Raw genomic sequence first — 26,922 nt, 5'->3', positions numbered from 1 at the left:
CTGATCTATCGTCGCAGCAGCAGGCTTGTGTCGCATCACCCCGTGTCACTGATTTCCAACCAGCAAACCATTCCTATTGACGACAGCGACCATATCAGGGTGTCAGACACCTGGGCAGTAGGCTTTCGGAGAGTGTCTGACACCCGGATTCAAATCGCCGACAGCCGCTTGAGCACGGTTTCCTTGCCCAGCAGTGCCAGCACCGCATCCACCGCAGGCGTCTGCGTCTGACCGGTGACCGCCACGCGCAGCGGGATGGCCAGTTGCGGCATCTTCAGCCCGCGGTCGGCCAGCACGCCCTTGATCAGCGCGGACAGCGCTTCGCGCGTCCACTCCGCATCCTGCGCGCGCTGCGCGAAATCGGCCAGCGCCTCGCGGGCCGGCGCGGTCAGGTGCTGTTCGGCCAGCTCCGCCGGGGCGCCCTTGAATTCGCCGCAGAACAGCATGGCGCCGTCGGCCAGTTGTTCCAGCGTTTCGGCGCGGTCCTTCAGGAGGCCCATGACGCCCGGCAGGTCGATCTGCTCGGGATAACCGCCGCGCGTCGCCACGCGCGTGGCGACGCGTTCGGCCAGTTCGGCGTTGTCCATCTGCTTGATGTAGTGGGCATTGACCCAGTTCAGCTTCTTGGGATCCCACTGCGACGCGGACTTGGACAGATGCTTGGTGTCGAACCACGACACGAGCTGGTCGCGCGAGAAGAGCTCGTCGTCGCCGTGGCTCCAGCCCAGACGGGCCAGGTAGTTGATCATGGCTTCGGGCAGATAGCCCTCGTTGTCGTACTCCATGACGTTGACCGCGCCGTGGCGCTTGGACAGCTTTTCGCCGTCCGGGCCCAGGATCATCGGCACGTGGCCGTACTCCGGCAGGGTGGCGCCAAGCGCGCGCAGGATGTTGATCTGGCGGGGCGTGTTGTTGACGTGGTCGTCACCGCGCAACACGTGCGTGATGCCCATGTCCCAGTCGTCGACCACGACGCAGAAGTTATAGGTGGGCGTGCCGTCCGGACGCGCGATGATCAGGTCGTCGAGCTCGGTGTTGTCGAAGCTGATCGTGCCCTTGACCATGTCGTTCCAGGACGTGGCGCCGTCCTGGGGATTCTTGAAGCGCACCACCGGCTTGCGGCCTTCGGGGATGGCGGGCAGCGTCTTGCCGGGTTCCGGGCGCCAGGTGCCGTCGTAGCGCGGCTTGTCGCCGCGGGCGCGGGCGGCCTCGCGCATCGCTTCGACTTCTTCGGGCGAGCTGTAGCAGTGATAGGCGGTGCCGGCGGCCAGCATCTGGGCCACGACTTCGCGGTACCGGTCCATGCGCTGCATCTGGTAGAAGGGGCCTTCGTCCGGCTGCATGCCCAGCCATTCCATGCTGTCCAGGATGGCCTGCACCGCTTCCGGCGTGGACCGCTCGACGTCCGTGTCCTCGATGCGCAGCACGAAGGTGCCCTTGTGGTGGCGCGCGAAGGCCCAGGAGAACAGCGCGGTGCGCGCGCCGCCCAAATGCAGGAAACCGGTGGGCGAGGGCGCGAAGCGGGTGCGAATGGGAGTAGTGGCGTTGGAAGTCATAGGTGGCAGTGTTAGCGGCTGCGGCGCCACAAAGCGGCGTCGGGCAGTGTCCTCATCAAGCGGACAGCGGGCTTGTCTTGATACGATGAACGCTATTTTAGATTAGTGTGAACAGGCCCTGGCCCGACCTCCCCATGTTGAGACACGCTCTTGCGCCGATGTTCGAACCCGCCTCGCTGGTGATCGTGGCCGATCGGCCGCTGCCCGCGGCAAGTTCCCTCTCTCCCTCCCTGAAGACAAAGACCACGGTTGTCGCCGTCGAACCCGGCGCAGCCCCCGACCTGCCGGACAGGCTTGAAGGCCTGGCCCAGGGCGACCGGCCTGATCTGGCCCTGGTTTGCGTGTCGCCTGCCGTGCTGCCCGAAACGCTGCGCCGCCTGGCGCCGTTGTCGCCCCGCGCCGTGATCCTGCTGCCGCACGAACTGCCCGACCCGTACCCGCGCGGCACGCTGGCGTTGTGCCGGGCCTGGGCCGAGGAAAACCACTGCGAACTGCTGGGGCCGCGCTCCTTCGGCGCGCAGCGGCCGCACGCGGGCCTGAACTTCAGCCAGCACCCGGTTCTGGCGCGCAGCGGCCGCGTGGCGCTGGTGGCGCAGTCGCGCTCCATCATGGCCGCCGTCATGGACTGGGCCGAGGACGTGCACATCGGCTTTTCCACCGCCGTGTCGCTGGGCGACGAAGCCGTGGTGGGCCTGCCCAAGCTGCTGGACTACCTGGCCAGCGATCCGCGCACGGACAGCATCGTCCTCTACCTGGAAGACGTCGGGCCCGCCCGCGAGTTCATGAGCACGCTGCGGGCCGCGGCCAGCATCAAGCCGGTCATCGTGCTCAAGGCCGGCCGCTCCGATGCCGACAGCAGCGACGCCGTTTTCGATGCGGCGCTGCGCCGGGCTGGCGCGGTGCGTGTGCGCTACTTCGTGCAGCTCTTCTCGGCCGTGAAGGTGCTGGGCTACACACGCCGCCCCAAGGGCCGCCGGGTGGCGCTTATCTCCAACGGCAGCGGACCCCCGCAGCTCGCCATGGATCTGATCGGCCCCGACGCCGCCGTCCTGCGCGCCGACCTGGCGCCCGCCACGCAGCGCGCGCTGGCCGAGATGCTGGAGCCCGACGCCGGCACCGCCAACCCCGTCATCACCTATCTGCCGATGACGCCCGAGCGCATCCGCGCCATGCTCGAGGCCGTCCTGGACGACGCCGGCGTGGACGGCGTGCTGGTGCTGCTGGCGCCCGACGCCTTGGCCGACATGCCCGCAGTGGCGCGCGAATTGGCGCAGATCGCGCCGTCCGCCAAGAAACCCGTGGTGACCTGCTTCATGGGCGATGCCGGCATGCGGCCGTTGCGGCGCATGCTGGACGATGCGGGCACGTCGGCGTTCCGCACGCCCGAGTCGGCCGCGGACGCGTTCGGCGTGCTGGCGTCGCACCACTACAACCAGCAGTTGCTGTTGCAGACGCAGCCGCCCGAACCTGCCAGCCACGTGCCGGACCTGGCGGCGGCGCGCGAAATCGTTGCGCGCGTGCGCGCCGATTGCCGGCGCGAACTGAATACTGCTGAAATCCGCACGCTGCTGGGGCTGTTCTATGTGCCGTTGTCCGACGCGGCCGCACCATCGGCAGCCGACGCCGAATCACGGCCCATGGCGATCCGCGTGCGTCGCGATCCGCAATTCGGCCCTGTCATCCGCTTTGGCGCGGGCGGGCCGGACGCGGTGCTGTCGCTGGCCGAGCGCGGCATGGACTTGCCGCCGCTGAACGGCTATCTGGCGCGCCAACTCATCGAGCGCAGCAGGCTGTGGCGACGCGTGCTGGCCCCCCGGGTCGGCCACCTGGCTGCCGAGGCGCTGCAGCAAACCTTGGTGCTGGTGTCCGAGCTGGTGTCGGAACTGCCCGACATCGAATCCCTGGACATCGACCCGCTCTATGCGGGCGAAACGCATCTGCGCGCCGGCGGCCTGCGCATGACGCTGACCGATACGCCGGGCTGCGCTTCGCCGCAGACCACGGGCTACCCGCACATGGCGATCCACCCGTATCCGGCTCGGCTGGTGCAGGTGCGCCGGTTCGATGACGGCATCCCGTGGGTGCTGCGCCCGATCCGCCCCGAAGACGGCGAGGCGCTGCAGGAATTCATTCGCGGCCTGTCGGAGCGGTCGCGCTACATGCGGTTCGTGTCGATGATGCGCGAACTCACGCCGCGCATGGTGTCGCGCTACACGCAGGTGGACTATCACCGCGAACTCGCCCTGGTGGCGGCGACGCAGGTGCCCAATCCCGCCAATCGTGGCCATCCGCGCGAGGTGCTGGTGGGCTTTGCACACTACCTGCGCAATCCCGACGGGCGGGGCGCGGAATACGCGCTGGTGATCGGCGACGACTGGCAACGGCGCGGGTTGGGACGTCAGCTCATGACCGCGCTGATCGACGCCGCGCGCGAGCAGGGTCTGGAATACATCGACGGCCTGGTGCTGTCGACGAACCGGCCCATGCTGGCGCTGATGACCAGCCTGGGATTCACGAACGATCGCGATCCCGAGGATCCGACGATGCGCCGGGTCTGGCTGGACCTGGGCTGAGTCTGATTCAGGATCCGGGTCTGGACCTTGGGCTGGGCCCGGGTCTGGACCCGTCACCCGTCGCGCCGGGACGCTTCAGGCGGTCCGGCGCGACGGCTGCGCGGGTTTGAGCCGCGCGGCCGCTTCGTCCACCGACAGGACGTCGCCGAAAAACAGCATCCAGCCGTGCAGTGCGTTTTCGTGTTCCGCCGGCGTCACCGCGGCCAGCGCGTCGTCGATCATGATGGTCCGAAAGTCCCGCATCATTGCGTCGCGCGCGGTGGATTCGCAGCACACATTCGTGACGGTGCCGCATATCAACAGCGTATCCACGCCCAGCCCGCGCAGCAGCGGTTCCAATTCCGACGAACCCGGCGCCATGGCGCTGTAAAAGCGCTTGACCACGCGCGGGTCCGTGGCCTGCGCGTGCAGGTCCGGATGCAGCGCAAAGCCCGGCGAGTCGCGCCGCAGGGTCTCCAGGCGGCGGGCGCTGCGTTCGGGCGTGAGCATCACGCCATGATGATGCGACCAGAACACGTCCGCGTTGTCCGACGCCGTCTGCACCCACACCACGACCCCGCCCGCATCGCGCACGGCGCCGCACAGGCGGTTGATGGGGTCGATGATCTCGCGCGCGGGGGCGCATTCGCCCTGATAACCCGGCATCACGAAATACTGCTGCATGTCGATCACCACCACCGCGGTGCGCGCGGCCGGCAGTTCGTCATAGGGATGCAGGCAGCCCTGACGGGCCACGACGCGATCCTTCACCCAGTGGGGGAATTCCATGCTTCCTCCTTAGCCGTAACGCCGCGCCACGGCGGACTCGACGCGGTAGATGATGAGATACATGACGCTGGAAATCAGCGCCAGCATCACGATGGCGGTCATGACGATGTTCAGCTTGAACACCTGGCTGCCGTTCATGATGAGAAAGCCCAATCCCGAATCCGCCGACTGGAACTCGCCCACGATCACGCCCACCAGCGCCAGGCCGATGTTCATCTTCACGGCCGCGATCATCGTGGGCACGCTGCCCGGCAGTACGACCTTGGTCAGCACCTGCCAACGGCTGGCGCCAAAGGTGTGGGCAAGCTTCACCTTGTTCAGGTCGATACCGCGGAATCCCGCGTACACGACCATGATGGTCACGAACACCGCAATGGCCACCGCCATGCCGTAGACCGCGTAATCGGAACCCAGCCACAGATAGAAGATCGGCACGAATGCGATCTTGGGCATGGCGTTGGCCACCACCAGGAAGGGGTCCAGCACCTTGTACAGAAAGTCGGACCACCACAGTGCGGCCGCCACCACGATCCCGATGCCCATGCTGAGCACAAAGCCGACCAGCGTCGCCGACAGCGTCGTCATGATGTGCTTGCCCAGGCTGCCGTGGTTCCACAGTTCCAGGAACGTGGGCCACAGCGCGCTGGGATAGCTGGTGAGCAGCGGATTGACGATGTGCATGCGCGGCAGGATTTCCCACGCGCATAGAAAGACCACCAGCAGCAGCGCCTGGGCCATGCGGATGTTGCGGCGGCGCGCGCGGTCGCGGCGCAGGTAGTTCAGGTATTTCTCGCTGGGGCCGGGCACGGCGCGCAGCGGAACGGTATTGGCAATCGGCGCGTTCATGGGTCAGCCCTCCACGTGAACATCCAGCTCGTCCCAGAGCTGTTTGAAGTAGGTGTTGAACTCCGGCCGCGAGCGCGCCTGGAACGGCGTGGGTCGGACCTGGCCGTCGCCGTAATGAATGCGGTACTGGCTCTTTAAACGTCCCGGCCGGCGCGACAGCACGATCACGCGATCAGTCATGGCGATGGCCTCGCCGATATCGTGTGTCACCAGCACCACCGTCTTGCCTTCGCGCCGCAGGATGTCCACGACTTCGTCGGAAATCGCCAGCCGCGTCTGCGAATCCAATGCCGAAAACGGTTCGTCCAGCAGGATCACGTCGGGCTCGGTGACCAGCGTGCGCGCCAGCGCCGCGCGTTGACGCATCCCGCCGGACAGCTGTCGCGGCGTGTGCGACAAAAACGCGCCCAGGCCGCATTTTTCAAGCAGGTGCACGGCGCGCGCCTCGCTGCGCGCGTCGCGCCGCCCCTGGATCTCGGCGCCCAGCATCACGTTGTCCAGGATGGTGCGCCATTCGAACAGATAGTCCTGCTGCAGCATGTAGCCGATGCGGGCATTCGGCTTGGTCACCGCCTGCCCGTCGACCAGCACCGCGCCCGAGGTCGGCGGAATCAAACCCGCGATCAACGACAGCAGCGTGCTCTTGCCACAGCCGCTTTGCCCGATCAGGCTGACGAACTCGCCCGGCGCCAGACTGAACGAGACGTTGGACAGCGCCTCGGTCTCGCCTTCCGGCGTGAAGTACGAAAGACAGACCTCGCGCAGTTCGATCTTGGCCGTGGCGGGCGCCGGCTTCAGGTTATGGATGGCGGCGCCCATCATTGCGCCTTTTTGGCAAAGTCGGCGATCACCACGTCCTCGTACTTGACGCGGGCGGTGTCCTTCATCACGGCGCTGGCCACCAGCATGTCCTGCAGTTGCGTCATCGCCTGCGCGGTCACCAGCGGCGTGGTCTTCCAGATCTGATATTGCTTGTAGCGTTCGATCGCCTCGGTCACCGCGGCCTGGTCCATGCCGGGAAAGAAGGTCATGATCTGCGGGGCCAGCGTGGCGGCGGGCGTGTCCTTCACGTATTTCTCGGCGCGCGCGACCACGTCGGTCCAGGCCTGGATGACCTTGGGGTTGTCGCGGATGTATTTGTCGGTGGCGGTGAAGACCGTGTAGTCCACCTGGCCCACTTCATGTCCCACGGACGCGACGATGTGCCCCTTGCCGTTGCGCACCAGTTCGCCGGCCTCGGGTTCCAGGAAGATGCCGTACTCCCCTTGGCCCGCCATCCAGGCGCCGGCGCGCGCGGGGATGCCGATGTTGTTGAGCAGCTTCACGTCCTTTTGAGGATCCAGGCCATGCTTGCGCAGCGCGGTCTCCAGAAACACGATGGGATTCGATCCCGGGCGAAAGCCGATCACTTCCTTGCCCTTGAGCATGGACCAGTCGAACTTGTCGACCGGCTTGCGCGACAGCAGGAAAAAGCCGTCCGTGGCGGTCAGGCCGGCAAAGATCTTGGGCTTGACCGGTGATTCGCTGTTCTGCACGTAGATGGACGCCTCGGGCCCGATCAGCACGATGTCCGCGCTGCCCGACAGCAGGGCGGTCATGCCCTTGTCGGTGCCTTGCGAGGTTTTCATGGACACGTCCAGGCCGGCGTCCTTGAAATAGCCCTGCGATAGCGCGACATACTTCGGCACGTAAAGGATCGATCGCACCACTTCTTCGTAGCGCACCTTCACGGGAGGGTTCAGGGCTTCGGCCTGAGCGGCCAGAGGGGCAAGCAGCGCGAGCAGCGCCGCGCCTGCCAGGCGGGGCAAGGGCAAGGTCTTCACGGGACTTTCTCCTGCGTCTTGAATGCGCCGACGGATCGGCGCAACACGGCCAATGGGATGGATCGACTGCAACAACAGGGAAGCCCGAACAGAGAAGGCCCGGGCCGGTAAGGCTTGGATCGAATACTATATTCAAGATAAGGAGGCGACAAGCGTTTTGAGATTGGCGTTTTTCTCTATGGACGCAAGCCCTCCGAGCCGGGACAATGCAAGGCTGGAATACCAGTTGGTATACAAAATAAGATTTTGAGCCGCTTCAGATTTGAATCGTGACGGGGCAGGGCTCATCCCATCGTAGGCGCGCAATGCCGGCGCGCCCATCAGCCAGGAACACGAGCCGCGTCTTGCACGCCGCCCGTTTTCGTTCCCGGCCCGTGCTGCGCTAGACCAGCACTTCGTTCAGGAAGTCCGAAATGTCCGCCACTTCCTCGGCGCAGACCGAGTGCGGCATTGGGTACGTGTGCCAGCGTACGTCGTAACCCAGGCGCTTCAACTCCGCCAACGACGCTTCGGCGCGCGCCAGCGACACCACCGGATCGTATTGGCCATGCGCCATGAAGATAGGCGTGGCATTGTTGGCAGGCTGACGCTCAGCTTCTGCGGTGTCCAGCAGCGGCAGATAGCCAGACAGCGCCATCATGCCGGCCAGCTTCTCCTTCAGGCGCAGACCCGTGTGCAGGGTCATCGCGCTGCCTTGCGAGAACCCGGCCAGCACGATGTTCGACGTCGGGATGCCACGTGCGTTTTCACGCGCGATCAATTGGTGGATGGCGGCTTCAGAGGCGCGGATGCCGCGGCCGTCTTCCACGCGCACCAGATCCATCACCAGGATGTCGTACCAGGAACGCATCGACATGCCGTTGTTGATGGTGACCCGTTGAACCGGCGCATTCGGAAACACGAAGCGCACGCCACGCCCGGCGGGCAGGCGCAGCTCCGGCACGATGGGCGCGAAATCGTTGCCGTCGGCGCCCAGGCCGTGCAGCCAGATCACGGCGTGCGTGGGGTTGGGAGCGGTTTCGATCTCGATGCAGTCGAGCAGGTCGGGTGCGGTCATGGACGGGCTGTTGGGGATATCAGAGGGTAAGGGTCTTGAGCGCCTGGAACAGCGCGCGATAGTGCTTCTTCTGCGGCTCCTGGCCCTGCAACAGCGATGCGTTGGCCAGCTTTTCCTTGCGCGCGGCGCGGATCAGCGTGCGCAATTGCTGCACGTCGGCCTGCGGGTTGTTGGTCAGGAGGCGGGTCAGGGCGTCGTCGTCGTCGAGCAGGCGGTCACGCAGCCCTTCAAGGCGGTGCATGGCGGCCGTTTCCTCGCGGGAGCCGTTCTCCCAGACGTCGAGCTGCTTGCGGATGACGTCAGCCGGCGCGTCGCGCATCAGCTTGCCCACGAAGTGGACCTGACGCCGCAAACCCTCGCGGCCGGTGGTGCGCTGGGCCATGCGGATGGCCTCGTACAGCCGTTCTTCGAGCGGCAGTTGCTTCAGACGTTCGGGCGACAGCGCGATCAATTGCTTGCCCAGGTCCAACAGGGCGTGCATCTCACGCTTGACCTGGGACTTGCTGGGACGGTCGTAGCCGTTCTCGTCGTAACCGTCGTCGACGGAATCTTCTTGGGGATGGGAATTCATGGAAAACTGCGCAATGACAGACTTGGCTATGATAACCGTCTCTGCAAATTGGACTGCAATGGTTAAAACCTCCTCATCCTTGCCGCTGGCGGCGAATCACGCGCGTTTTTCCGAACTTGTCGAACAAACCCTGGCCTACGCGCGCCAGATCGGCGCTTCCGACGCCGCCGCGGAAGTCTCCGAAAGCCTGGGACTGTCCGTCTCGGTCCGCAAGAACGACATCGAAACCGTTGAGCAGACGCGCGACCGGGCGCTGGACCTGACGGTCTACGCCGGCCAAAGCCGCGGCTCCGCGTCGACGTCCGACTTCTCCGAGGCCGCCCTGCGCCAGACGGTCGAAGCCGCCTGGCACATCGCCCGCCATACCGCCGCCGACCCGGCCGCCGGCCTGCCCGACGCCGACCAGCTGGCCACCGAATTTCCCGATCTGGACCTGCACCGCGCCTGGACCGTTTCCACCGAGGAAGCGGCCGAACTGGCGCTGCGCGCCGAGCGCGCCGCACGCGAGGTCGATCCCCGCATCACCAACACCGATGGCGCCACGGTTGGCACGTACGAAGGCCAGTTCGTGATGGGCAACACGCGCGGCTTCCTGGGCGGTTATCCGTATTCGCGCCACAGCCTGTCGGTTGCGCCCATCGCGGGCCGCGGCAACGGCATGCAGCGCGACTACTGGTACACGTCCGAGCGCGATCCGGCCAAGATGGCTTCGCCCGAAGCCATCGGCCGCTACGCCGCCGAACGTACGCTGTCGCGCCTGTCGGCCCGGCGCGTGCGCACCGGCAAGTTTCCGGTCCTGTTCGAGGCGCCGCTGGCGCTTGGCCTGGTCGGCGCGCTGACGCAGGCCGTCAACGGCGGCGCGCTGTACCGCAAGGCCAGTTTTCTGGTGGATTCGCTGGGCAAGCCGCTCTTTCCCAAGCACATCAATCTGGTCGAAGATCCGCACATCCGCGGCGCCATGGGCAGCTCGCCGTTCGACGACGAAGGCGTGCGCACGCGCCGCCGCAACGTGGTGTCGGGCGGGGTGCTGGAAGGCTATTTCCTGTCGTCCTACACCGCCCGCAAGCTGGGCATGACCACCACCGGCAACGCCGGCGGCTCGCACAACCTGGTGTTCAGCTCCACGCAGACCCGCCGCGGCGACGATTTCGAAGCCATGCTCAAGAAGCTCGGCACGGGCTTTCTCGTCACCGAACTGATCGGGCAGGGCGTCAACTACGTGACGGGCGACTACTCGCGCGGCGCCTTCGGCTATTGGGTCGAAAACGGCCAGATCCAGCATGCCGTGCAGGAAGTCACCATTGCCGGCAACCTGGCCGACATGTTCAAGCAGATCGTCGCGATCGGCGCCGACACGATCTCGCGCGGCACAAAGACCACCGGCTCGATCCTCATCGAGCAGATGGCAATCGCCGGAATCTGATCCCGCGAGCCGGCGGCGCGCAATGCGCCGCCGGGTTCCTGCATTTGTCCGCTTGGCAATCCCCCCGCATGGCAATCCCGCGCATTGCAACCCCTTTACGCTCGGGATTTCCTCTAGCCGTTCCGGCCATTGCCACCGTGTAATATCCGGCGGGTATTGCTCAAAGTCCCGGGTGTTGCCGTATAGGAGCAAAGTGATGCAACGACGTTCATTCCTGAAGCGCGCCAGCCTGGGCGCCGTCGCTGGCGCCGCCGTCAGTGCGCCCGCGTTCGCCCAGGACATGCCCTCGGTGAGCTGGCGCCTGTCTTCAGGCTTTCCCAGCGCCCTGGACCTGCGCGTCGGCGCCGCCGAAAACTTCTGCAAGTTCGTTGCCGAATCCACCGGCGGCAAGTTCAACATCCGCCACTTCCCCGACGGCGAAGTCGTTGCCGCCGCCGACCTCATGGAAGCCGTGTCCACCAAAAAGGTGGAGTGCGGCCACGTCTCCTCGCGCCTTTACTACGCCAAGAATCCCGCGTTCAGCTTTGACGCGGCCGTGCCGTTCGGCCTGAATGCGCGCCAGATGAACGCCTGGATGAGCGAAGGCGAGGGCCTGCGCCTGACGCGCGAACTCTTCAAGCCCGAAAAGATCATCAACTTTCCGCTGGGCAACACCGGCGCCCAGATGGGCGGCTGGTACGTCAAGGAAATCAAGCGCACCGGCGACCTGAAAGACCTGAAGATGCGAGTCGGCGGCTTGGCCGGCGACGTGCTGTCCCGTCTGGGCGTTGTCCCCCAGCAGGCCGATCTGGCCAAGCTGGCCGAGCTCTTCGAAAAAGAGGGCCTGCAGGCAGTGGCGGGGGCGGGCGCGTATGAAGATGCCAAGCTTGGACTGAATAAAGTAGCTAAGTATTACTACGCACCTGGTTGGTGGGCGGGCGGCGAACAGCTGTCGCTCTATATCAACGACGAGGTCTGGAACCAGTTGCCCAAGCACTACCAGGCCGTCGTGCAGTCCGCCGCGCTGGCTGCGCACACCTCGGCAACGGCGCGGTTCGATGCCCTCAATCCGCAGGCGCTGGCGCAATTAACCTCGAATGGCGCGCAAGTGCGCGCATTCCCCCGGTCAATCATGGACGCCGCGTTTGAAGCATCGCAGCAGGTCTACAAGGACTTGAGCGCCAAAGACCCCAGATTCAAGGCATTGCATGATAGTTACATGGGCTTTCGCGACAGCGAGATGCCGTGGTTTCGCCTGACCGAAGGCGCGTTCGGCCAGTACCTGGGCGTGGCGCTGTCGGCCAGGAGTTAGGAGGAAGCCGGTGCCGAATGGCATTCGGTGAGTTTCAGGGTTTGTGCTAGTAACCACACGTTTTTTACAAAAAAATGGGCGGTTTTGAGGCTTTTGTTGAACGGCATTCGAGTTTCGGCCTGATACAAAGGAGTAATATCCCGGGTCTTGACGCGCATACATGCGGCCTTTAGGCGGCATCGACGTCAATCCGGCAGGATTACATCAGCCCGGATTACCAATATTCCGAGACAGACTTTAAGGTGGTAACAACCATGCAATCCAAGACCAAAAAGCTGCTGGCCGCGCTGATCGCCGCCGGTATCGTCCCGGCCGCCAACGCTGCCGACATCAAGCTGGGCGTGGCTGAAGCCCTGTCCGGCGGCGCCGCCCAGTACGGCGTGTCGATCCGCAACGGTTTCCAGCTCGCTGCCGATGAAATCAATGCCGCAGGCGGCATCCACGGCAACAAGATCGTCCTGGTGATCGAAGACGAACAAGGCAAGAAAGAAGAAGCCATCAACGTCTTCAAGAAGCTGATCTTCAAGGACAACGTCCTGATGGTCTTCGGTCCCACCCTGTCTAACTCAGCCCAGGCCGCCGACCCGGTCGCCCAGGCCGCCAAGACGGTCGCTTTCGGCACCTCCAACACCGCTGACGGCATCACCTCCATCGGCAACTACGTGTTCCGCAACTCGGTCACCGAAGCCGACGTGCTGCCCGCCACCATCTCCACCGTCAAGGCCAAGACCGGCCTGAAGAACGTGGCGGTGCTCTACGGCAACGACGACGTCTTCACCAAGAGCGGCTACGACAACTTCAAGAAGGCCCTGGAAGACCAGAAGATCCCGGTCACCACGACCGAAACGTTCGCCAAGGGCGACGTGGACTTCAAGGCCCAGCTCACCAAGATCAAGGGCACCAACCCCGACGCCATCGTGCTGTCCGCACTGCTGGCCGAAGGCGCCCCGATCATGGTCCAGGCCCGCCAACTCGGCCTGAACGTGCCGGTCATCGGCGGCAACGGCATGAACTCGGTCAAGATTTTCGACCTGGCCCCCGGCGGCGCGTCGAACAATCTCTGGATCGGCAGCCCGTGGTCGATCGAGAACAAGGCCCCCGAGAACGTCAAGTTCATCGACGCCTACAAGGCCAAGTTCACGAATGCCCCCGACCAGTTCGCGGCGCAGTCGTATGACGCCATGTACATCGTTGCCCAGGCCCTGAAGAACACCAAGATCACCGGCGAACTGGCCAAGGACCGCGCTGCTCTGCGCGATGCCCTGCCGTCCGTGACCTGGACCGGCGCCACCGGCCCGTTCAAGTTCCGCCAGGCCACCGACCGCGCCGGCAAGCCGGCCGGTTACGACGCCGACCAGGCGCCGATCGTCAGCGTGACCAAGGACGGCAAGTACGTCATCGAGAAGTAAGCAGTACGCATCCCCGCGCGGGGGGATGCGCCTTGCGGATGGCCTGCTGGCCGTCTGCAAGGCGCTTTTTATCGCAGGGCCGTCCCAAGTAAAAAGCTTCCCCGGAAGCAGAAAAGACCTCGCTGTGGGCACAGCGAGGTGGCCCTCTCAGATCTGGAAAGTCCCATCATGTTCGAACAACAATTCGTCAATGCCTTGTCGCTGGGCTGTGTGTATGCACTGTTCGCGCTGGGCTTCACGCTGATCTTCGGCGTGCTCGGGGTGATCAACCTGGCGCATGGCGCCGTCTTCATGGTTGGCGCCTACGCAGCACTTGTCGTGGTCCAGCAGTTCAGCCTGCCCTTGTGGGCGGCGCTGATGGTCGCGTTCTTCGTCGCCGGCTTCACCGGGGTCATCATCGACTACCTGGTCCTCAAGCCGCTGCGCAAGCGCAACGCACCCCACCTGATTCCCATGATCGCCACCATCGGTGTCGGCATCATCCTGAACAACGGCGCCCAAAGCATCTTTGGCGCCAGCAACCTGCGCTTCCCGCACGGCACCGTGCCCGAGGAAGTCATCGAAGTCGCCGGCCTGCACCTGACCGTCATCGAACTGGGCATCATCTTCCTGTCGTTCGCGCTGATGGCCGTGCTGATGTACGTCATGCGCCGCACGCAGTTCGGCCGCGCGCTGCGCGCCATTGCCGAATCGCCCAAGGCCGCGTGGCTGCTGGGCATCAACGTCGAAAAGCTGTTCATCACCACCTCGTTCGCCGCGGCCGCTCTGGGCGGCGTGGCCGGCGTGCTGATCGGGCTGTACTCGAACGCGCTGTTCCCGCTGATGGGCCAGCCGATGCTGCACAAGGGCATCGCGGTCATCATCCTGGGCGGCATGGGAGACATTCGCGGCGCCATGCTGGGCGGTCTCTTCCTGGGCTTCGCCGAGGTGCTGTCCGTGGCTTACATCGGCTCCACCATGCGCGACGCGGTGGCTTTCGGCCTGCTGTTCCTGATCCTGCTGGTCCGCCCGCAAGGTCTGTTCGGCAAAGTGGTTCAACGCAAGGCTTAAGGTATGAGCGGATTCGAAAATTTCTGGGCCATCTACGGCAACCTGGTGCTGACGCTTGGCACCAATGCACTCCTGGCCCTCTCCATCTGGCTGACGCTGGCCTGCGGCATGCTGGCCATGGCCAACGCCGCCTTCATGGGCATCGGGGCTTACACCGCCGCGCTGCTCACCATGAATTACGACGCTCCGTTCACGGTGGCGCTGGCTGGCGGCATGGCCGCGCCCGCGCTGGTGGCGGCCCTGATCGGCCTGCCGACGTTGCGGCTGTCCGGGGTCTACCTGGCGATGGCCACGCTGGGATTCGGTGAAGTGGTCCGCGTGACCATCCTGAACACCGAGTCCCTCACCGGCGGCGCGCTGGGCCTGAACGGCATCCCGCAACTCACGCAGTGGTGGCACGTCCTGTTGGCCGTCATCATCGTGCTGTTCGTGCTGTGGCGCGTGCGTGCTTCCAAGATCGGCCGCTCCTTCGACGCCATCCGTGGCGACGAGACGGCGGCGGGCCTGATGGGCATCAACGTGCGTTCGAACAAGATGCTGGCCTTTGTTGCCGGCGCCATGATCGCCGGCCTGGCTGGCGCGTTGAACGCGCACCTGACGTTCTTCATCGGTCCCAACGAATACGGCTTCGACCGTGGCGTCGAAATCCTGACGATGGCGATCCTGGGCGGCATCGGCGGCCTGGCCGGTCCCGTGATCGGCAGCTTCATCATTACGGTGCTGCCTGAATTGCTGCGCGGATTTGCGGATCTGCGCCTGATCGCGAATGGAGTGATCCTGGTGGTGATTGTGTTGTTCCTGCCGCAAGGCATCTGGGATCCGGCGCGCTTCAAGCGCTGGATGCGTCAAAGCCGCCAGGGAGGGAAGCGTCATGCTTGAGCTGTCCTCCGTCTCCAAGAGCTTTGGCGGCCTGCATGTGCTGCATGACGTCAGCCTGTCCGTGCCCGAAGGCGCCATCTTCGGCCTGATCGGCCCGAACGGCGCCGGCAAGACCACGGTCTTCAACCTGATCACCGGCCTCTTGCCGCCCAGCGGCGGCTCCATCACGTTCCAGGGCGAAAGCGTCCTGCGCAAGAAGCCGCACAGCATCACGCGCATGGGCATCGCCCGCACGTTTCAGAACATCCGTCTGTTCAAGGAAATGACGCTGCTGGAAAACGTCGTCGTGGGCGCCTATCGCCACATGAACTACGGTTTCCCCAGCCTGCTGCTGGGCCTGCCCGGCTACCGCGAGCACGAGCAGCGCGCCCGCGAACGCGCACATGAACTGCTGACGTGGATGCGCCTGGATCACAAGGCCAACGATTTGGCGGACAACCTGTCCTACGGCGAACAGCGCCGCCTGGAGCTGGCGCGCGCGCTGGCCACCGAGCCCAAGCTGCTGCTGCTGGACGAACCCGTCGCCGGCATGAACACCGGCGAACGCGCCGAACTGATGCGCGAGATCCTGGCGATCCGCGACCGCGGCTACACCATCCTCATGATCGAGCACGACATGCGCTTCGTCATGGGCTTGTGCGAATGCATTGCGGTGCTGAACTTCGGCAAGATCATCGCCTGCGGCGGTCCCGAGGAAATCCGCAACAACGAGCAGGTCATCGAGGCTTACCTGGGCCGCGAAGACGACGAAGACACCGAACAAGCGGAGGCCGCCAAATGAGCGCCATGCTGGAAGTCCGCGGACTCGAGGTCAACTACGGCCACATCGAAGCCGTGCGCGGCATCGACCTGGACCTGAACGCCAACGAAATCACCGCCCTGGTCGGCGCCAATGGCGCCGGCAAGTCGACCACGCTGCTGGCGCTGTCGGGCCTCCTGCCCAAAGCGCGCGGCCGCATCCTCTTCGAGGGCGAAGACGTCACCAACCTCGCGCCGAACCAGCTGGTCGCGCGCGGCATCGTGCAGGTGCCGGAAGGGCGGGCCATCCTCACCACCATGACGGTGCTGGAAAACCTGGAACTCGGCGCCTATCGCCGCGGCCTGAAGAACGTCGCCACCGATCTGGAATACGTCTTCAACCTGTTCCCGCGCCTGAAGGAACGGATCCATGGCATGGCCGGCAACCTGTCCGGCGGCGAACAGCAGATGCTGGCCATCGGCCGCGCCTTGATGGCCAAGCCGCGCCTGTTGCTGCTGGACGAACCGTCGATGGGCCTGGCGCCGATCGTGGTTCAGGAAATCTTCCGTTCGCTGCGCGCCATCAATGCCGACGGCCTCACGCTGTTCCTCGTTGAGCAAAACGTGCGCCAGGCCTTGAAGATCGCGCAACACGGCTACGTGCTTGAAAACGGCGCGTTGGCGCTGAAGGGCACCGGCCGCGAACTGCTGGGCCATCCCCGCGTCCTGGAAGCCTACCTGGGCGCCTGACGGTGCAGGGGGCATCATTTGTCCCCTTATCCAAATTGCGGCTGCCGTCTGGTGGCGGCCAGCCGCAAGTCACCCGAATTCTTTCCGCTTGCCCATTTTTTGAGCAACCGTGTTAGAATTTCAGGCTTTCCCTCATTTTGACCTTTGCACGGGCGGATTCATAACGCTTAGGCGGGGGGCGATTAAGGGCTGCAGTTTGTGGCCAAAGCGCTGCAATACGCGGCCTAGTTTGGGAAAGAACACTGGCGGGATGTTCCGGCCAGAGCAAATTTTTATTCTTAGGAACCATCATGAAGACCTTTGTGGCCAAGCCGCATGAAGTCCAACGTGACTGGTTTGTGATCGACGCCAAGGGCAAAGTCCTCGGTCGTGTGGCCAGCGAAGTCGCACGTCGTCTGCGTGGCAAGCACAAACCTGAATTCACGCCTCACGTTGATACCGGTGACTACATCGTCATCATCAACGCGTCCGATATCGTTGTTACCGGTGCCAAGGCGAAGGACAAGAAGTACTTCCGCCACACGACGTACCCGGGCGGTATCCGTGAAACGAACTTCGAGAAAATGCAAGAGCGTTTTCCCGGCCGTGCCATTCAGAAGGCCGTCAAGGGCATGCTGCCCAAGGGTCCTCTGGGCTACGCCATGATCAAGAAGCTTAAGGTCTATGCCGGTGCCGAGCACCCGCATACCGCCCAGCAGCCCAAGACGCTGGATCTCTAAGGAAACGCCATGATCGGTAACTGGAATTACGGAACCGGCCGTCGCAAAACTTCGGTGGCTCGCGTTTTCATCAAGAAGGGCACTGGCAAGATCGTCGTCAACGGCAAGCCCGTCGACGAGTTCTTCGCTCGTGAAACCGGCCGTATGGTCGTGCGCCAGCCGCTGGAACTGACCGGCCACCTGGAATCGTTTGACATCAAGGTCAACGTGCACGGCGGCGGCGAAACCGGCCAAGCCGGCGCAATCCGTCACGGCATCACGCGTGCCCTGATCGATTACGACGCCACGCTGAAGCCCTCGCTGTCGCAAGCTGGCTTCGTCACGCGCGATGCCCGTGAAGTCGAACGTAAGAAGGTCGGCTTCCGCAAGGCGCGTCGTCGCAAGCAGTTCAGCAAGCGTTAATGCCCTGCAAAAAGCCCGCTTCGGCGGGCTTTTTGTTTTTGGGCCGGCAATGCGTCATCGCCGGCCCCGCGCGGAACTCCGCGCCACCCGCCCGGTCGGAAAAAAGGTTTGCAGTGCCAAATCCGGCACGCCGGTGCAATCCGCCGTTTCCCGAGCGATACAATCGTCATTCGTTCTCCGAAGAGCATCCATCATGGCCCAAGCATCGAACACCCGCATCAAGGTTGGTATCGTCGGCGGCACCGGATATACCGGCGTCGAACTGCTGCGCTTGCTGTCGCAGCATCCCAACGTGGAACTGACTGCCATCACGTCCCGCAAGGAAGACGGCCTGCCCGTCGCCGACATGTATCCCAACCTGCGCGGCCGTGTGAAGCTTGCCTTCTCGGCCCCGGAAAAGGCCTCGCTGACCGACTGCGACGTCGTCTTCTTTGCCACGCCGCACGGCGTGGCCATGGCGCAGGCGCAAGAGCTCATCGCCGCCGGCACCCGCGTCATCGACCTGGCCGCCGACTTCCGCCTGCAGGACATTCCCACGTTCGAGCGCTGGTACAAGATTCCCCATACCTGCCCGGACATCCTGGCCGAATCGCAATACGGCCTGGTCGAACTGAACCGCGAAGCCATCTCCAAGGCTCGCGTCATCGGCAACCCCGGTTGCTACCCGACCACGGTGCTGCTGGGCCTGGCGCCGCTGCTTGAAGGCGGCAAGGCGCTGGTCGATACGCAAACGCTGATCGCCGACTGCAAGTCGGGCGTGTCCGGCGCGGGCCGCAAGGCAGAAGTGGGCTCGCTGTTCTCCGAAGCCTCCGACAACTTCAAGGCCTACGGCGTGGCCGGCCATCGTCACCACCCCGAGATCTCCGCCCAGCTCGAAAAGCTGGCCGGCGGCAAGGTGGGCCTGACGTTCGTGCCGCATCTGGTGCCGATGATCCGCGGCATGTTCTCCACCATCTATGCCCGCATCAAGCCCGAAGCGCGCGACACCGACTTCCAGGCGCTGTTCGAGCAGCGCTATGCCGACGAGCCCTTCGTGGACGTCATGCCTGCCGGCAGCCATCCCGAAACGCGTTCGGTGCGCGGTTCCAACAACCTGCGCATCGCGCTCAGCCGCCCGGATAACGGCGACCTGCTGATCGTCATGGTGGTGCAGGACAATCTGGTCAAGGGCGCCGCCGGCCAGGCGGTGCAGAACATGAACCTCATGTTCGGCATCCCTGAAACGGTCGGCCTCGACCAGGTCGCCATCCTGCCGTAAGGCCAGGGCGGCCCGCTCGGCGGGCCGCCAATATTGCTCTTTATGCCTGCAGATCCGCCAGTCAGTTCCCCGCCTCGCGCCCGTCATGGCGCCATCGTGCGTCTCTGCGCGATGCTGCTGCTGGGCGTGCTGGCGGGTGGCGCCGCCGGGTTCTTTCACGCGCGGCACCTCTACCGTCCGCAGGACGCCGTGGTCATCAGCGTCCAGCAGGCCGAAGCCCAGGACGAGGCCATGCGCCAGCAGGCCACGCAGCTGCGTTACATCCGCGGCCAACTCGATACCGCCGACGGCGAACTGGTCATCGAACGATCCGCCCGCCAGGAACTCGAAACCCAGCTCCACGCCGCGCAAGCCGAAGTCGGCCGCGTACGCGACCAGCTCGCGTTCTATGAGCAACTGCTGCCGCCCGGTCCTGAGGGGTCTGTGGACATCCGAGGCGTACAGATCGACCGCGAAGGCGGCGGTCTGCGCTACAAGGTGCTGCTGATGCGCAGCGGCCGCAATGGCGGCACGCCCTTCGCGGGCGCCCTGCGCTTTCAGGCCACAGGCGTGCTCAAGGGCGAAACCGTCACCGTCGACCTCGCGCCCATGCAGGTCAAGGCCGAAACCGGTCCCGTCACGGCCACGGGCGAAAACCTGGCTGCCGCCTCGCTTGCCCTGCAGTTCGACCAATACCAGCGCAGCCAGGGCATCCTGGCCGTGCCCGAGGGATTTGTCCCCGAAAGTGTGACCGTTAGCGTCCTCGAGGGTGAAACCGTCCGCGCATCGCGCAGTGTCAAACTGGAACTTTGAGTCTGGTCAAGCCCTGCGCTATAGTGACACCATACGAGCGGCGACGCCGCTCACTGAAATATGGCCGATTCGGCCAGGAGTGAACCATGAATGCAGTGACCGAAACCGTCGACCTTCAGGCCCCCCCGCCTGTTCCCCTGGTGTTCACCGACTCGGCTGCCGCCAAAGTGAAAGACCTGTTGGCCGAAGAAGGCAACCCCGAACTGAAGCTGCGCGTATTCGTCCAGGGCGGCGGCTGTTCCGGCTTCCAGTACGGTTTCACGTTTGACGAAGTCGTCAACGAAGACGACACCGTGCTGGACAAGGACGGCGTGCAATTGCTCGTCGACCCCATGAGCTTCCAATACCTGGTCGGCGCCGAGATCGACTACAAGGAAGACCTGGAAGGCGCGCAGTTCGTCATCCGCAATCCCAACGCCAGCACCACCTGCGGCTGCGGCTCCTCGTTCTCGGTGTAATCGCCAAGGCAGGAAAGGAAAAAGCCCTTCGGTTTTCCGAAGGGCTTTTTGCATTGGGGCGGCGCTTGGCGCGCGGCGGGGATTCTGCGCGCGATGCGCTGCGTCCCTACGGTGGGCCTGGCACCAAGCCCAGATCGCCGCCTGGGCCTGATGCGGAGCTCAAGCCGGATACAGCGCTCCAAGTATCCTCGGGCCGCGTGCGCCGGTCACGCTGGGCAGGCCGGCTGGCTTGCCCTTTATGAACGCATGCGCCAGCCACGCAAATGCCAAGGCCTCCACCTGCTGCGCGGGCACGCCTAGCGCATCGGTGGGACGAACGGGGCGTTGCAGGCAATACGCCAGTTCCTGCATCAGGCCGGCGTTGTGCGCCCCGCCGCCGCACACAAAGACCTCCTGCGTCCCCGCCGCGGCCCGGTCGATCGCGTCGGCGACCGTCCTGGCGGTCAGCCGCTGCAGCGTCGCCTGCACATCTTGAGGGGCAGGCGCGGCACCGTCGAACTCCGCCAGTCGGGCGTCCAGCCACTGCATGTTGAACAGGTCGCGGCCCGTGGATTTGGGGGGCGGCAAACCGAACCACGGCTCGCTGCCGATCAGTTGTTCGAGCAGGGGCGCCAGCACCTGTCCCTTCGCGGCCCAGCGGCCGCCGGCGTCGTAAGGTCGGCCCAGATGGCGCTGGCACCAGCCGTCCAGCAACACGTTGGCTGGACCGGTGTCAAAGCCGCGCGCTGGCTGCCCCGGCTCAAGCAGTGTCACATTGGCAATGCCGCCCAAGTTCAGTACGGCGCGGCCGTGGCTGGCGCCGAAGATGGCGGCGTGAAACGGCGGCACCAGCGGCGCGCCCTGGCCGCCTGCGGCGACGTCGCGCGTACGGAAGTCGGCGATCACCGAAATGCCGGTCTGTTCCGCCAGCAGGGCAGGCGCGTTGAGCTGCAGCGTGTAGCCCAGGTCAGGTCGGTGCCGCACGGTCTGGCCGTGTGCCCCAATGGCGCTGACGTCGGCTGCGGCCACGCCGGCATCCGCAAGCAGCTTTGCCACGGCCTGGGCATACACGCGCGCCAGTGCATTGGCCGCGAGCGCGGCGCGGGCAAGCTCGTCGCCTCCCGAAACGTTCAGTGCCAGCAACTCCCGGCGCAGATTCTCCGGCATGGGCAGGCTGGCATTGGCCAGCACCTGCGGCGGTTGTCCGTCTTCGAGGCGGGCCAGCACGCCGTCGACGCCATCGACGCTGGTGCCCGACATCAGGCCGATGTAGAGCGGGCGACGGTCTTGCTGCAAGGGCAGGGTGGCATTCACGGGCGCCTCCAAATAAAAAAGGCGGCTGGGGCTTTTCGCCCCGCCGCCGCACCCGCTGCGCGCGGGCCTGTTTAGTGCGGACCTGCCTTAGCGGCTGGCCACGTTGGTCAGCGCGTCAGGCAGCGTCTGCTGGAATTGCGTCAGCAACTGGATCTGCTGCTTGTACGGTCCGACCGCCTGGTTGAACGCGCGGACTTCCGCGGGTTCGAGGGCGCGGGCTACGGGCAGGTCCACCGACAGCGGGTCGATGGGCTGGTTGTCGACGCGGAATTCGTAGTGCAGGTGCGGTCCGGTGGCCCAGCCGGTGGAACCGACATAGCCAAGCAGTTGGCCTTGCGAGACCTTGGAGCCCTTGGTGACGCCTTCGGCGATGCGGCTCTGGTGCGCGTACAGCGTCGAATACTTGCCGTGGTGCTTGACGATGACCACGTTGCCGTAGCCGTTCTGCCAGCCCGAGAATTCGACCGTGCCGTCCGCGGTGGAGTGGATCGGCGTGCCCGACGGCGCGGCGTAGTCGACGCCCTTGTGTCCCGTCCAGGTCTTGTGGATGGGATGCATGCGCATGCCGAACGTCGAGCTGATGCGGCTGAACTTCAGGGCAGTGCGCAGGAATGCGCCGCGCAGGCTGGTGCCGTCGAAGTCGTAATAGGAGCCCGACTTTTCGTCGGGGCTGAACCAGACGGCGTTGAAGGTCTTGCCGCCGTTGATGAATTCCAGGGCCAGCACGCGGCCGGCGCCAGCGTAGCGGCCGTCGTGCGAACGCACTTCGTAGACCACGCGGAATTGATCGCCTTGGCGCAGGTCGCGCAGGAAGTCGATCTTGGCGCTGAGGATGTCGGCCATTTGCATGGTGACCGAGTCCGGGATGCCGGCGGAGTCCGTGGCGCCGAAGAGCGAGGACTTGATGGTGCCGACTGCGACGCGGGTCTGGCGTTCGGTGCTTTCGGTGACTTCCTCGGCCTTGTAGCTGTCGCCGGACGGGGCCACGTGCAGCATGCGCGTCACGACCTGGCCGTCGGATTCATTGCCGGGAGTGTGGATGTAGCGCAACCAGACCAGGTTGCCCTGTTCGTCCGTGGCGGCCTGCACCGAGCGGCCCGGGTACAGCTTGTAGATGCTGCGGGCGCTGGCGTCGTGCGTCAGGAAGGATTGCAGGTTGGGGGCGTCGAGTTCCAGGCGCTGCAGCACTGCCGACAGCGTGTCGCCCGGACGGATCCGGGTTTCGCTGATGTAGGGGGCGGCGCTGGGGGTGCTGACTTCGACTTGCTCGGCGGTCAGCGGCAGAATGCTCTGGATGACGCGCGAGGGGGGGAGTTCGGTGCGGTCGGGTTGCTGCACCATGCCGAGAGCGGCGGCGCCTGCGAACAGACCAATTGCGGTGACGAGAAGCGTGCGGCGGAAAAGTCCCGAGCGATGGGGCTTGGGCTCAACGGGCGCAAATACGGCAGCGACTTTGCGCTTGAGGCCACTCGCCAGTTCGTGGAGGCCACGAGTCATCGTGAAAATACCCTCTCAGGTGGCTTGAACTCTCAGGGTGCGGTACACGAACGGCCCTCGCGCGCCACGTTTCCGGGGCAAGGGCTGGCGCGGGGCGCATCTTGTGAACAAGGGATGGTAGAGCGAACGCACCTGCGTACATATGGCAGTTGCGTATGATTAGGCCGGTATCCTAGCCGATTCGGCTAGAATTTACGATAGTTTTCGTCACTTTTTACACCTTTTTGTCGGCTGAAGCCGCCTTGGGCCCCCTGTCATGTCACCCACCGAAGCCCCCATCACCCCCGAAGTCGAAGCGGATCTGCGTATAGCCAAGCGCGGCTGCGATGAACTGCTGGTCGAGTCCGAATTCGCCCGCAAGCTGGCCAAGAGCCGCGCCACCGGCGTGCCGCTGCGCATCAAGCTTGGCCTGGATCCGACCGCGCCGGACATTCACCTGGGTCATACGGTGGTGCTGAACAAGATGCGCCAGTTGCAGGACCTGGGGCACAACGTCATCTTCCTGATCGGCGATTTCACCTCGACCATCGGCGACCCCAGCGGCCGCAACAGCACGCGCCCGCCGCTGACGCGCGAACAGATCGAGGCTAACGCCAAGACCTATTACGCCCAGGCCAGCCTGGTGCTGGATCCGGCCCGCACCGAGATCCGCTACAACTCCGAATGGTGCGATCCCCTGGGCGCGCGCGGCATGATCCAGCTGGCGTCGCGCTACACGGTCGCCCGCATGATGGAGCGCGAAGACTTCACCAAGCGCTTCAAGGGCGGCATCCCCATCTCGGTGCATGAATTCCTGTATCCGCTGATGCAGGGTTACGACTCGGTCGCGCTGAAGTCCGATCTGGAGCTGGGGGGCACCGATCAGAAGTTCAACCTGCTGGTGGGACGCGAGCTGCAAAAGGAATATGGACAGGAGCCGCAGTGCATCCTGACGATGCCGCTCCTGGTCGGGACGGACGGCGTAGAGAAGATGTCCAAGTCCAAGGGCAACTACATCGGCATTTCGGAGTCGCCCGATTCCATGTTCGGCAAGCTCATGTCGATTTCCGACACGCTGATGTGGCGCTACTTCGAGCTGCTGTCCTTCCGCTCGCTGGAGGACATCGCGTCGCTCAAGCAGGAGATCGACGGCGGCCGCAATCCGCGCGACGCCAAGGTCATGCTGGCCCAGGAAATCATCGCGCGGTTCCATTCGGCCAAGGCGGCGGACGACGCGCTGGCCTCGTTTGAGGCACGGTTCCGCGACGGCGCCATCCCTGACGACATGCCCGAAGTCAACATCGGCGGCGCGCCGGTGGGCATCCTGAAGCTGTTGCGTGAAGCGGGGCTGGTCGCTTCCGGCTCGGAAGCGCAGCGCAACGTCGAGCAAGGCGGCGTGCGCGTCAACGGCGATCGCGTAGAAGACAAATCGTTGCAATTGCCGGCCGGGACTTACGTCGTTCAGGTGGGCAAGCGCAAGTTTGCGCGTGTTAACTTGAACCCGTAAATGCGAAGTTTTGATACGCTCAGGGTACATACAAACGCCTGGCGCCTTTGCGGCATTTAAAGGAGCACGACATGGAACTTTCGAGTTTGTCTTTTTCCGATCACGAGTCGATTCCCGAACGCTATGCTTTCGGCAAGATCGATGCGCAATCGCACGTCGCGCTGGCAGACAACTGCAACCCGCAATTCTCCTGGGACGACGTCCCCGCGGGCACGCAGTCGTTTGCACTGATCTGCCACGATCCCGATGTGCCCTCGCGTCCTGACGACGTCAACCAGGAAGGCCGCGAAGTGCCCGCCGACCTCGCTCGTGTCGACTTCTTCCATTGGGTGCTGGTCGATTTGCCGGCCGACCTGCGCGAGATCGACGAAGGCGCGTTTTCCAACGGCATCACGCCGCGCGGCAAGGGCGGCCCGTTGGCCCCCATGGACGCGCGCCAAGGCATCAATTCCTATTCGTCGTGGTTCGCCAATGACCACGACATGAGCGGCGAGTACTTCGGCTACGACGGTCCGTGCCCGCCCTGGAATGATGCCCTGGTCCATCGCTACATCTTTACGCTGTACGCCCTGGACGTGCCCAGCCTGAACTTGCAGGGCTCTTTCAACGGCGAAGACGCACTGCGGGCCATTCAGAAGCATGTGCTCGCGCAAGCGTCGCTGACCGGCACCTATACGCTCAATCCGGCGCTGGCGCCCAAGCAAATCGGGGCCACGTCGGCTTGATCGACACCGTCATGTACGCAGGGCCGCCAAGTGCGGCCCTTTTTATTGCCCGCGCCCTTTGCATGAATCTTTCTCAAGTCGTCATGAGAGCCGTTTCCCGACCCGCGGCGATGCCGTGGTTTTCGCGCCCGTCCGCCGGAAATTGGGCCGGTTCAGGCCGTTTTGAGCGCAAATGATCCCGCATGACGGGGTAAACTACTCAGCATTCTGCGGGTTTACCCGCCCGACGCCGTTTTCTTCTTTCTCGTTTTCTCCTTTTACCGCCTCAGGAAACCCCCGTCATGTTTGACCGCAACCTCACCTTGTCCAAGGCTGACCCGGACGTTTGGGCCGCCATCCAGAAGGAAGATCAGCGCCAAGAGCAGCACATCGAGCTGATCGCTTCGGAGAACTACGCCAGCCCGGCCGTCATGGAAGCGCAAGGCACGCAGCTCACGAACAAGTACGCCGAAGGCTACCCGGGCAAGCGCTACTACGGTGGTTGCGAATACGTGGACGTGGTCGAGCAACTGGCTATCGACCGCCTGAAGCAGATCTTCGGCGCCGAGGCCGCCAACGTGCAGCCCAACTCCGGCTCGCAGGCGAACCAGGGCGTGTACATGGCCGTGCTCAAGCCGGGCGACACCGTGCTGGGCATGAGCCTGGCCGAAGGCGGTCACCTGACGCACGGCGCGTCGGTCAACGCGTCGGGCAAGCTGTACAACTTCATCTCGTACGGCCTGGATGAAAACGAAGTCCTGAACTACGAGCAGGTCGAACAGCTGGCCAAGGAACACAAGCCCAAGCTGATCGTGGCGGGCGCATCGGCCTATGCCCTGCATATCGACTTCGAACGCATGGCCCGCATCGCCAGTGAAAACGGCGCGCTGTTCATGGTCGACATCGCCCACTACGCGGGTCTGGTCGCCGGCGGCGCCTATCCCAACCCGGTTCCGCATGCCGACTTCGTCACCTCGACCACGCACAAGTCGCTGCGCGGCCCGCGCGGCGGCGTCATCATGATGAAGGCCGAGCACGAGAAGATCATCAACTCGGCAATCTTCCCCGGCATCCAGGGCGGTCCGCTGATGCACGTCATCGCCGGCAAGGCCGTGGCCTTCAAGGAAGCGCTGGAACCCTCGTTCAAGGACTACGCGCAGCAAGTGGTCAAGAACGCCAAGGTGCTGGCCGACACGCTGGTCAAGCGTGGCCTGCGCATTGTCTCGGGCCGTACCGAAAGCCACGTCATGCTGGTGGACCTGAGTTCCAAGGGCATCACGGGCAAGGAAGCCGAAGCGGTGCTGGGCCAGGCCCACATCACGGTGAACAAGAACGCCATCCCGAACGACCCGGAAAAGCCCTTCGTGACCAGCGGCATCCGCCTGGGCACGCCGGCCATGACCACCCGCGGTTTCACCGAAGCCGACGCCGAGCTGACCGCCAACCTGATCGCCGACGTGCTGGACAACCCGCGCGACGAAGCGAACATCGCCGCCGTGCGCGCCAAGGTCAATGAACTGACCTCGCGTCTGCCGGTGTACGGCAAGAAGTAAGCAGGTGCCCCGGACGCGGCCTGGCC

25 protein-coding genes are annotated in these 26,922 nt (G+C 64.5%); 16 read left to right on the top strand and 9 right to left on the bottom strand.

Translation table 11 applies throughout. From position 1 onward, the window contains the following. Positions 1-149: 149 nt before the first annotated feature. Positions 150-1,556: a glutamate--tRNA ligase gene (gene gltX, locus HV681_RS24140; protein WP_175125500.1), complete on the bottom strand. Its 1,407-nt coding sequence runs from the start codon at positions 1,554-1,556 to the stop codon at positions 150-152. A gap of 134 nt (positions 1,557-1,690) precedes the next feature. Here gltX and HV681_RS24135 point away from each other — a divergent pair, with 134 nt between their 5' ends. Continuing rightward, positions 1,691-4,129 (top strand): bifunctional acetate--CoA ligase family protein/GNAT family N-acetyltransferase, encoded by a 2,439-nt coding sequence (locus tag HV681_RS24135; RefSeq protein ID WP_175125499.1) that lies wholly within the window; start codon positions 1,691-1,693, stop codon positions 4,127-4,129. A 75-nt stretch (positions 4,130-4,204) separates the two neighbouring features. Here the strand turns inward: HV681_RS24135 and HV681_RS24130 are convergent, their stop codons facing one another. The 6 genes from HV681_RS24130 to yjgA form a co-directional block, all read right to left on the bottom strand. Next, positions 4,205-4,897 (bottom strand): cysteine hydrolase family protein, encoded by a 693-nt coding sequence (locus HV681_RS24130; RefSeq protein WP_175125495.1) that lies wholly within the window; start codon positions 4,895-4,897, stop codon positions 4,205-4,207. 9 nt (positions 4,898-4,906) lie between these two features. Further along, positions 4,907-5,743, bottom strand: a complete 837-nt coding sequence (locus tag HV681_RS24125; RefSeq protein ID WP_175125493.1) for an ABC transporter permease — start codon at positions 5,741-5,743, stop codon at positions 4,907-4,909. 3 nt (positions 5,744-5,746) lie between these two features. Continuing rightward, a complete protein-coding gene (locus tag HV681_RS24120; RefSeq protein ID WP_056564409.1) occupies positions 5,747-6,562 on the bottom strand; it encodes an ABC transporter ATP-binding protein in 816 nt (271 codons plus the stop codon). Further along, a complete protein-coding gene (locus HV681_RS24115) occupies positions 6,562-7,566 on the bottom strand; it encodes an ABC transporter substrate-binding protein (RefSeq protein ID WP_175125491.1) in 1,005 nt (334 codons plus the stop codon). The genes HV681_RS24120 and HV681_RS24115 overlap by 1 nt, the downstream gene beginning before the upstream one ends. A 382-nt stretch (positions 7,567-7,948) precedes the next feature. Then, complete coding sequence (locus HV681_RS24110; protein WP_175125489.1) at positions 7,949-8,623, bottom strand: alpha/beta hydrolase; 675 nt, start codon at positions 8,621-8,623, stop codon at positions 7,949-7,951. Between the two features lie 19 nt (positions 8,624-8,642). Beyond that, the gene (gene yjgA / locus HV681_RS24105; RefSeq protein WP_175125487.1) at positions 8,643-9,194 is read right to left on the bottom strand and encodes a ribosome biogenesis factor YjgA; all 552 of its coding nucleotides are present in this window, start codon (positions 9,192-9,194) and stop codon (positions 8,643-8,645) included. 58 nt (positions 9,195-9,252) lie between these two features. Here yjgA and pmbA point away from each other — a divergent pair, with 58 nt between their 5' ends. The 12 genes from pmbA to erpA all read left to right on the top strand — a co-directional run bounded on the left by pmbA (position 9,253) and on the right by erpA (position 20,363). Continuing rightward, positions 9,253-10,617: a metalloprotease PmbA gene (gene pmbA, locus HV681_RS24100; RefSeq protein WP_175125485.1), complete on the top strand. Its 1,365-nt coding sequence runs from the start codon at positions 9,253-9,255 to the stop codon at positions 10,615-10,617. A 196-nt stretch (positions 10,618-10,813) separates the two neighbouring features. Continuing rightward, entirely contained in the window at positions 10,814-11,908 is a 1,095-nt protein-coding gene (locus HV681_RS24095) for a TRAP transporter substrate-binding protein (protein WP_175125483.1), read from the top strand. Positions 11,909-12,162: 254 nt separating this feature from the next. Continuing rightward, positions 12,163-13,317 (top strand): ABC transporter substrate-binding protein, encoded by a 1,155-nt coding sequence (locus HV681_RS24090; protein WP_175125481.1) that lies wholly within the window; start codon positions 12,163-12,165, stop codon positions 13,315-13,317. Positions 13,318-13,485: 168 nt separating this feature from the next. Continuing rightward, positions 13,486-14,367 carry a branched-chain amino acid ABC transporter permease gene (locus tag HV681_RS24085; RefSeq protein ID WP_056564389.1) on the top strand — a complete coding sequence of 294 codons (882 nt, stop codon included), beginning with the start codon at positions 13,486-13,488 and terminating at the stop codon, positions 14,365-14,367. A 3-nt stretch (positions 14,368-14,370) separates the two neighbouring features. Beyond that, on the top strand, positions 14,371-15,246 hold the full coding sequence (locus HV681_RS24080) for a branched-chain amino acid ABC transporter permease (RefSeq protein ID WP_175125479.1): 876 nt from the start codon (positions 14,371-14,373) through the stop codon (positions 15,244-15,246). Further along, positions 15,239-16,027 (top strand): ABC transporter ATP-binding protein, encoded by a 789-nt coding sequence (locus HV681_RS24075; protein ID WP_175125476.1) that lies wholly within the window; start codon positions 15,239-15,241, stop codon positions 16,025-16,027. The genes HV681_RS24080 and HV681_RS24075 overlap by 8 nt, the downstream gene beginning before the upstream one ends. Then, positions 16,024-16,734, top strand: coding sequence for an ABC transporter ATP-binding protein (locus HV681_RS24070; protein ID WP_175125474.1), 711 nt, complete (start codon positions 16,024-16,026; stop codon positions 16,732-16,734). The genes HV681_RS24075 and HV681_RS24070 overlap by 4 nt, the downstream gene beginning before the upstream one ends. 290 nt (positions 16,735-17,024) lie before the next feature. Further along, positions 17,025-17,453: a 50S ribosomal protein L13 gene (rplM, locus tag HV681_RS24065; protein WP_056564379.1), complete on the top strand. Its 429-nt coding sequence runs from the start codon at positions 17,025-17,027 to the stop codon at positions 17,451-17,453. Between the two features lie 9 nt (positions 17,454-17,462). Further along, entirely contained in the window at positions 17,463-17,855 is a 393-nt protein-coding gene (gene rpsI / locus HV681_RS24060; RefSeq protein WP_008163098.1) for a 30S ribosomal protein S9, read from the top strand. A gap of 193 nt (positions 17,856-18,048) precedes the next feature. Then, positions 18,049-19,113, top strand: coding sequence for an N-acetyl-gamma-glutamyl-phosphate reductase (argC, locus tag HV681_RS24055; RefSeq protein ID WP_175125472.1), 1,065 nt, complete (start codon positions 18,049-18,051; stop codon positions 19,111-19,113). A gap of 42 nt (positions 19,114-19,155) precedes the next feature. Further along, a complete protein-coding gene (locus HV681_RS24050) occupies positions 19,156-19,905 on the top strand; it encodes a DUF6776 family protein (RefSeq protein WP_175125469.1) in 750 nt (249 codons plus the stop codon). An 86-nt stretch (positions 19,906-19,991) separates the two neighbouring features. Beyond that, positions 19,992-20,363, top strand: coding sequence for an iron-sulfur cluster insertion protein ErpA (gene erpA / locus HV681_RS24045; protein WP_063951957.1), 372 nt, complete (start codon positions 19,992-19,994; stop codon positions 20,361-20,363). Between the two features lie 159 nt (positions 20,364-20,522). Here erpA and HV681_RS24040 read toward each other — a convergent pair whose 3' ends face one another. Further along, entirely contained in the window at positions 20,523-21,656 is a 1,134-nt protein-coding gene (locus tag HV681_RS24040; RefSeq protein WP_286939706.1) for an anhydro-N-acetylmuramic acid kinase, read from the bottom strand. An 87-nt stretch (positions 21,657-21,743) separates the two neighbouring features. Further along, positions 21,744-23,153: a M23 family metallopeptidase gene (locus tag HV681_RS24035; RefSeq protein ID WP_175125466.1), complete on the bottom strand. Its 1,410-nt coding sequence runs from the start codon at positions 23,151-23,153 to the stop codon at positions 21,744-21,746. 256 nt (positions 23,154-23,409) lie between these two features. Here HV681_RS24035 and tyrS point away from each other — a divergent pair, with 256 nt between their 5' ends. The 3 genes from tyrS (at position 23,410) to glyA (ending at position 26,896) form a co-directional block, all read left to right on the top strand. After that, on the top strand, positions 23,410-24,639 hold the full coding sequence (gene tyrS / locus HV681_RS24030) for a tyrosine--tRNA ligase (RefSeq protein WP_175125464.1): 1,230 nt from the start codon (positions 23,410-23,412) through the stop codon (positions 24,637-24,639). 71 nt (positions 24,640-24,710) lie between these two features. Continuing rightward, positions 24,711-25,364: a YbhB/YbcL family Raf kinase inhibitor-like protein gene (locus tag HV681_RS24025; RefSeq protein ID WP_175125462.1), complete on the top strand. Its 654-nt coding sequence runs from the start codon at positions 24,711-24,713 to the stop codon at positions 25,362-25,364. A gap of 281 nt (positions 25,365-25,645) precedes the next feature. Next, positions 25,646-26,896 carry a serine hydroxymethyltransferase gene (gene glyA / locus HV681_RS24020; protein WP_175125461.1) on the top strand — a complete coding sequence of 417 codons (1,251 nt, stop codon included), beginning with the start codon at positions 25,646-25,648 and terminating at the stop codon, positions 26,894-26,896. Positions 26,897-26,922: the final 26 nt, after the last annotated feature.

Source organism: Achromobacter animicus (assembly GCF_902859585.1).
Classification (GTDB): Bacteria; Pseudomonadota; Gammaproteobacteria; order Burkholderiales; family Burkholderiaceae_B; genus Achromobacter; species Achromobacter animicus.
The sequence above is the reverse complement of the archived record's forward strand: the minus strand, read 5'-3'. Positions and strand labels throughout refer to the sequence as shown.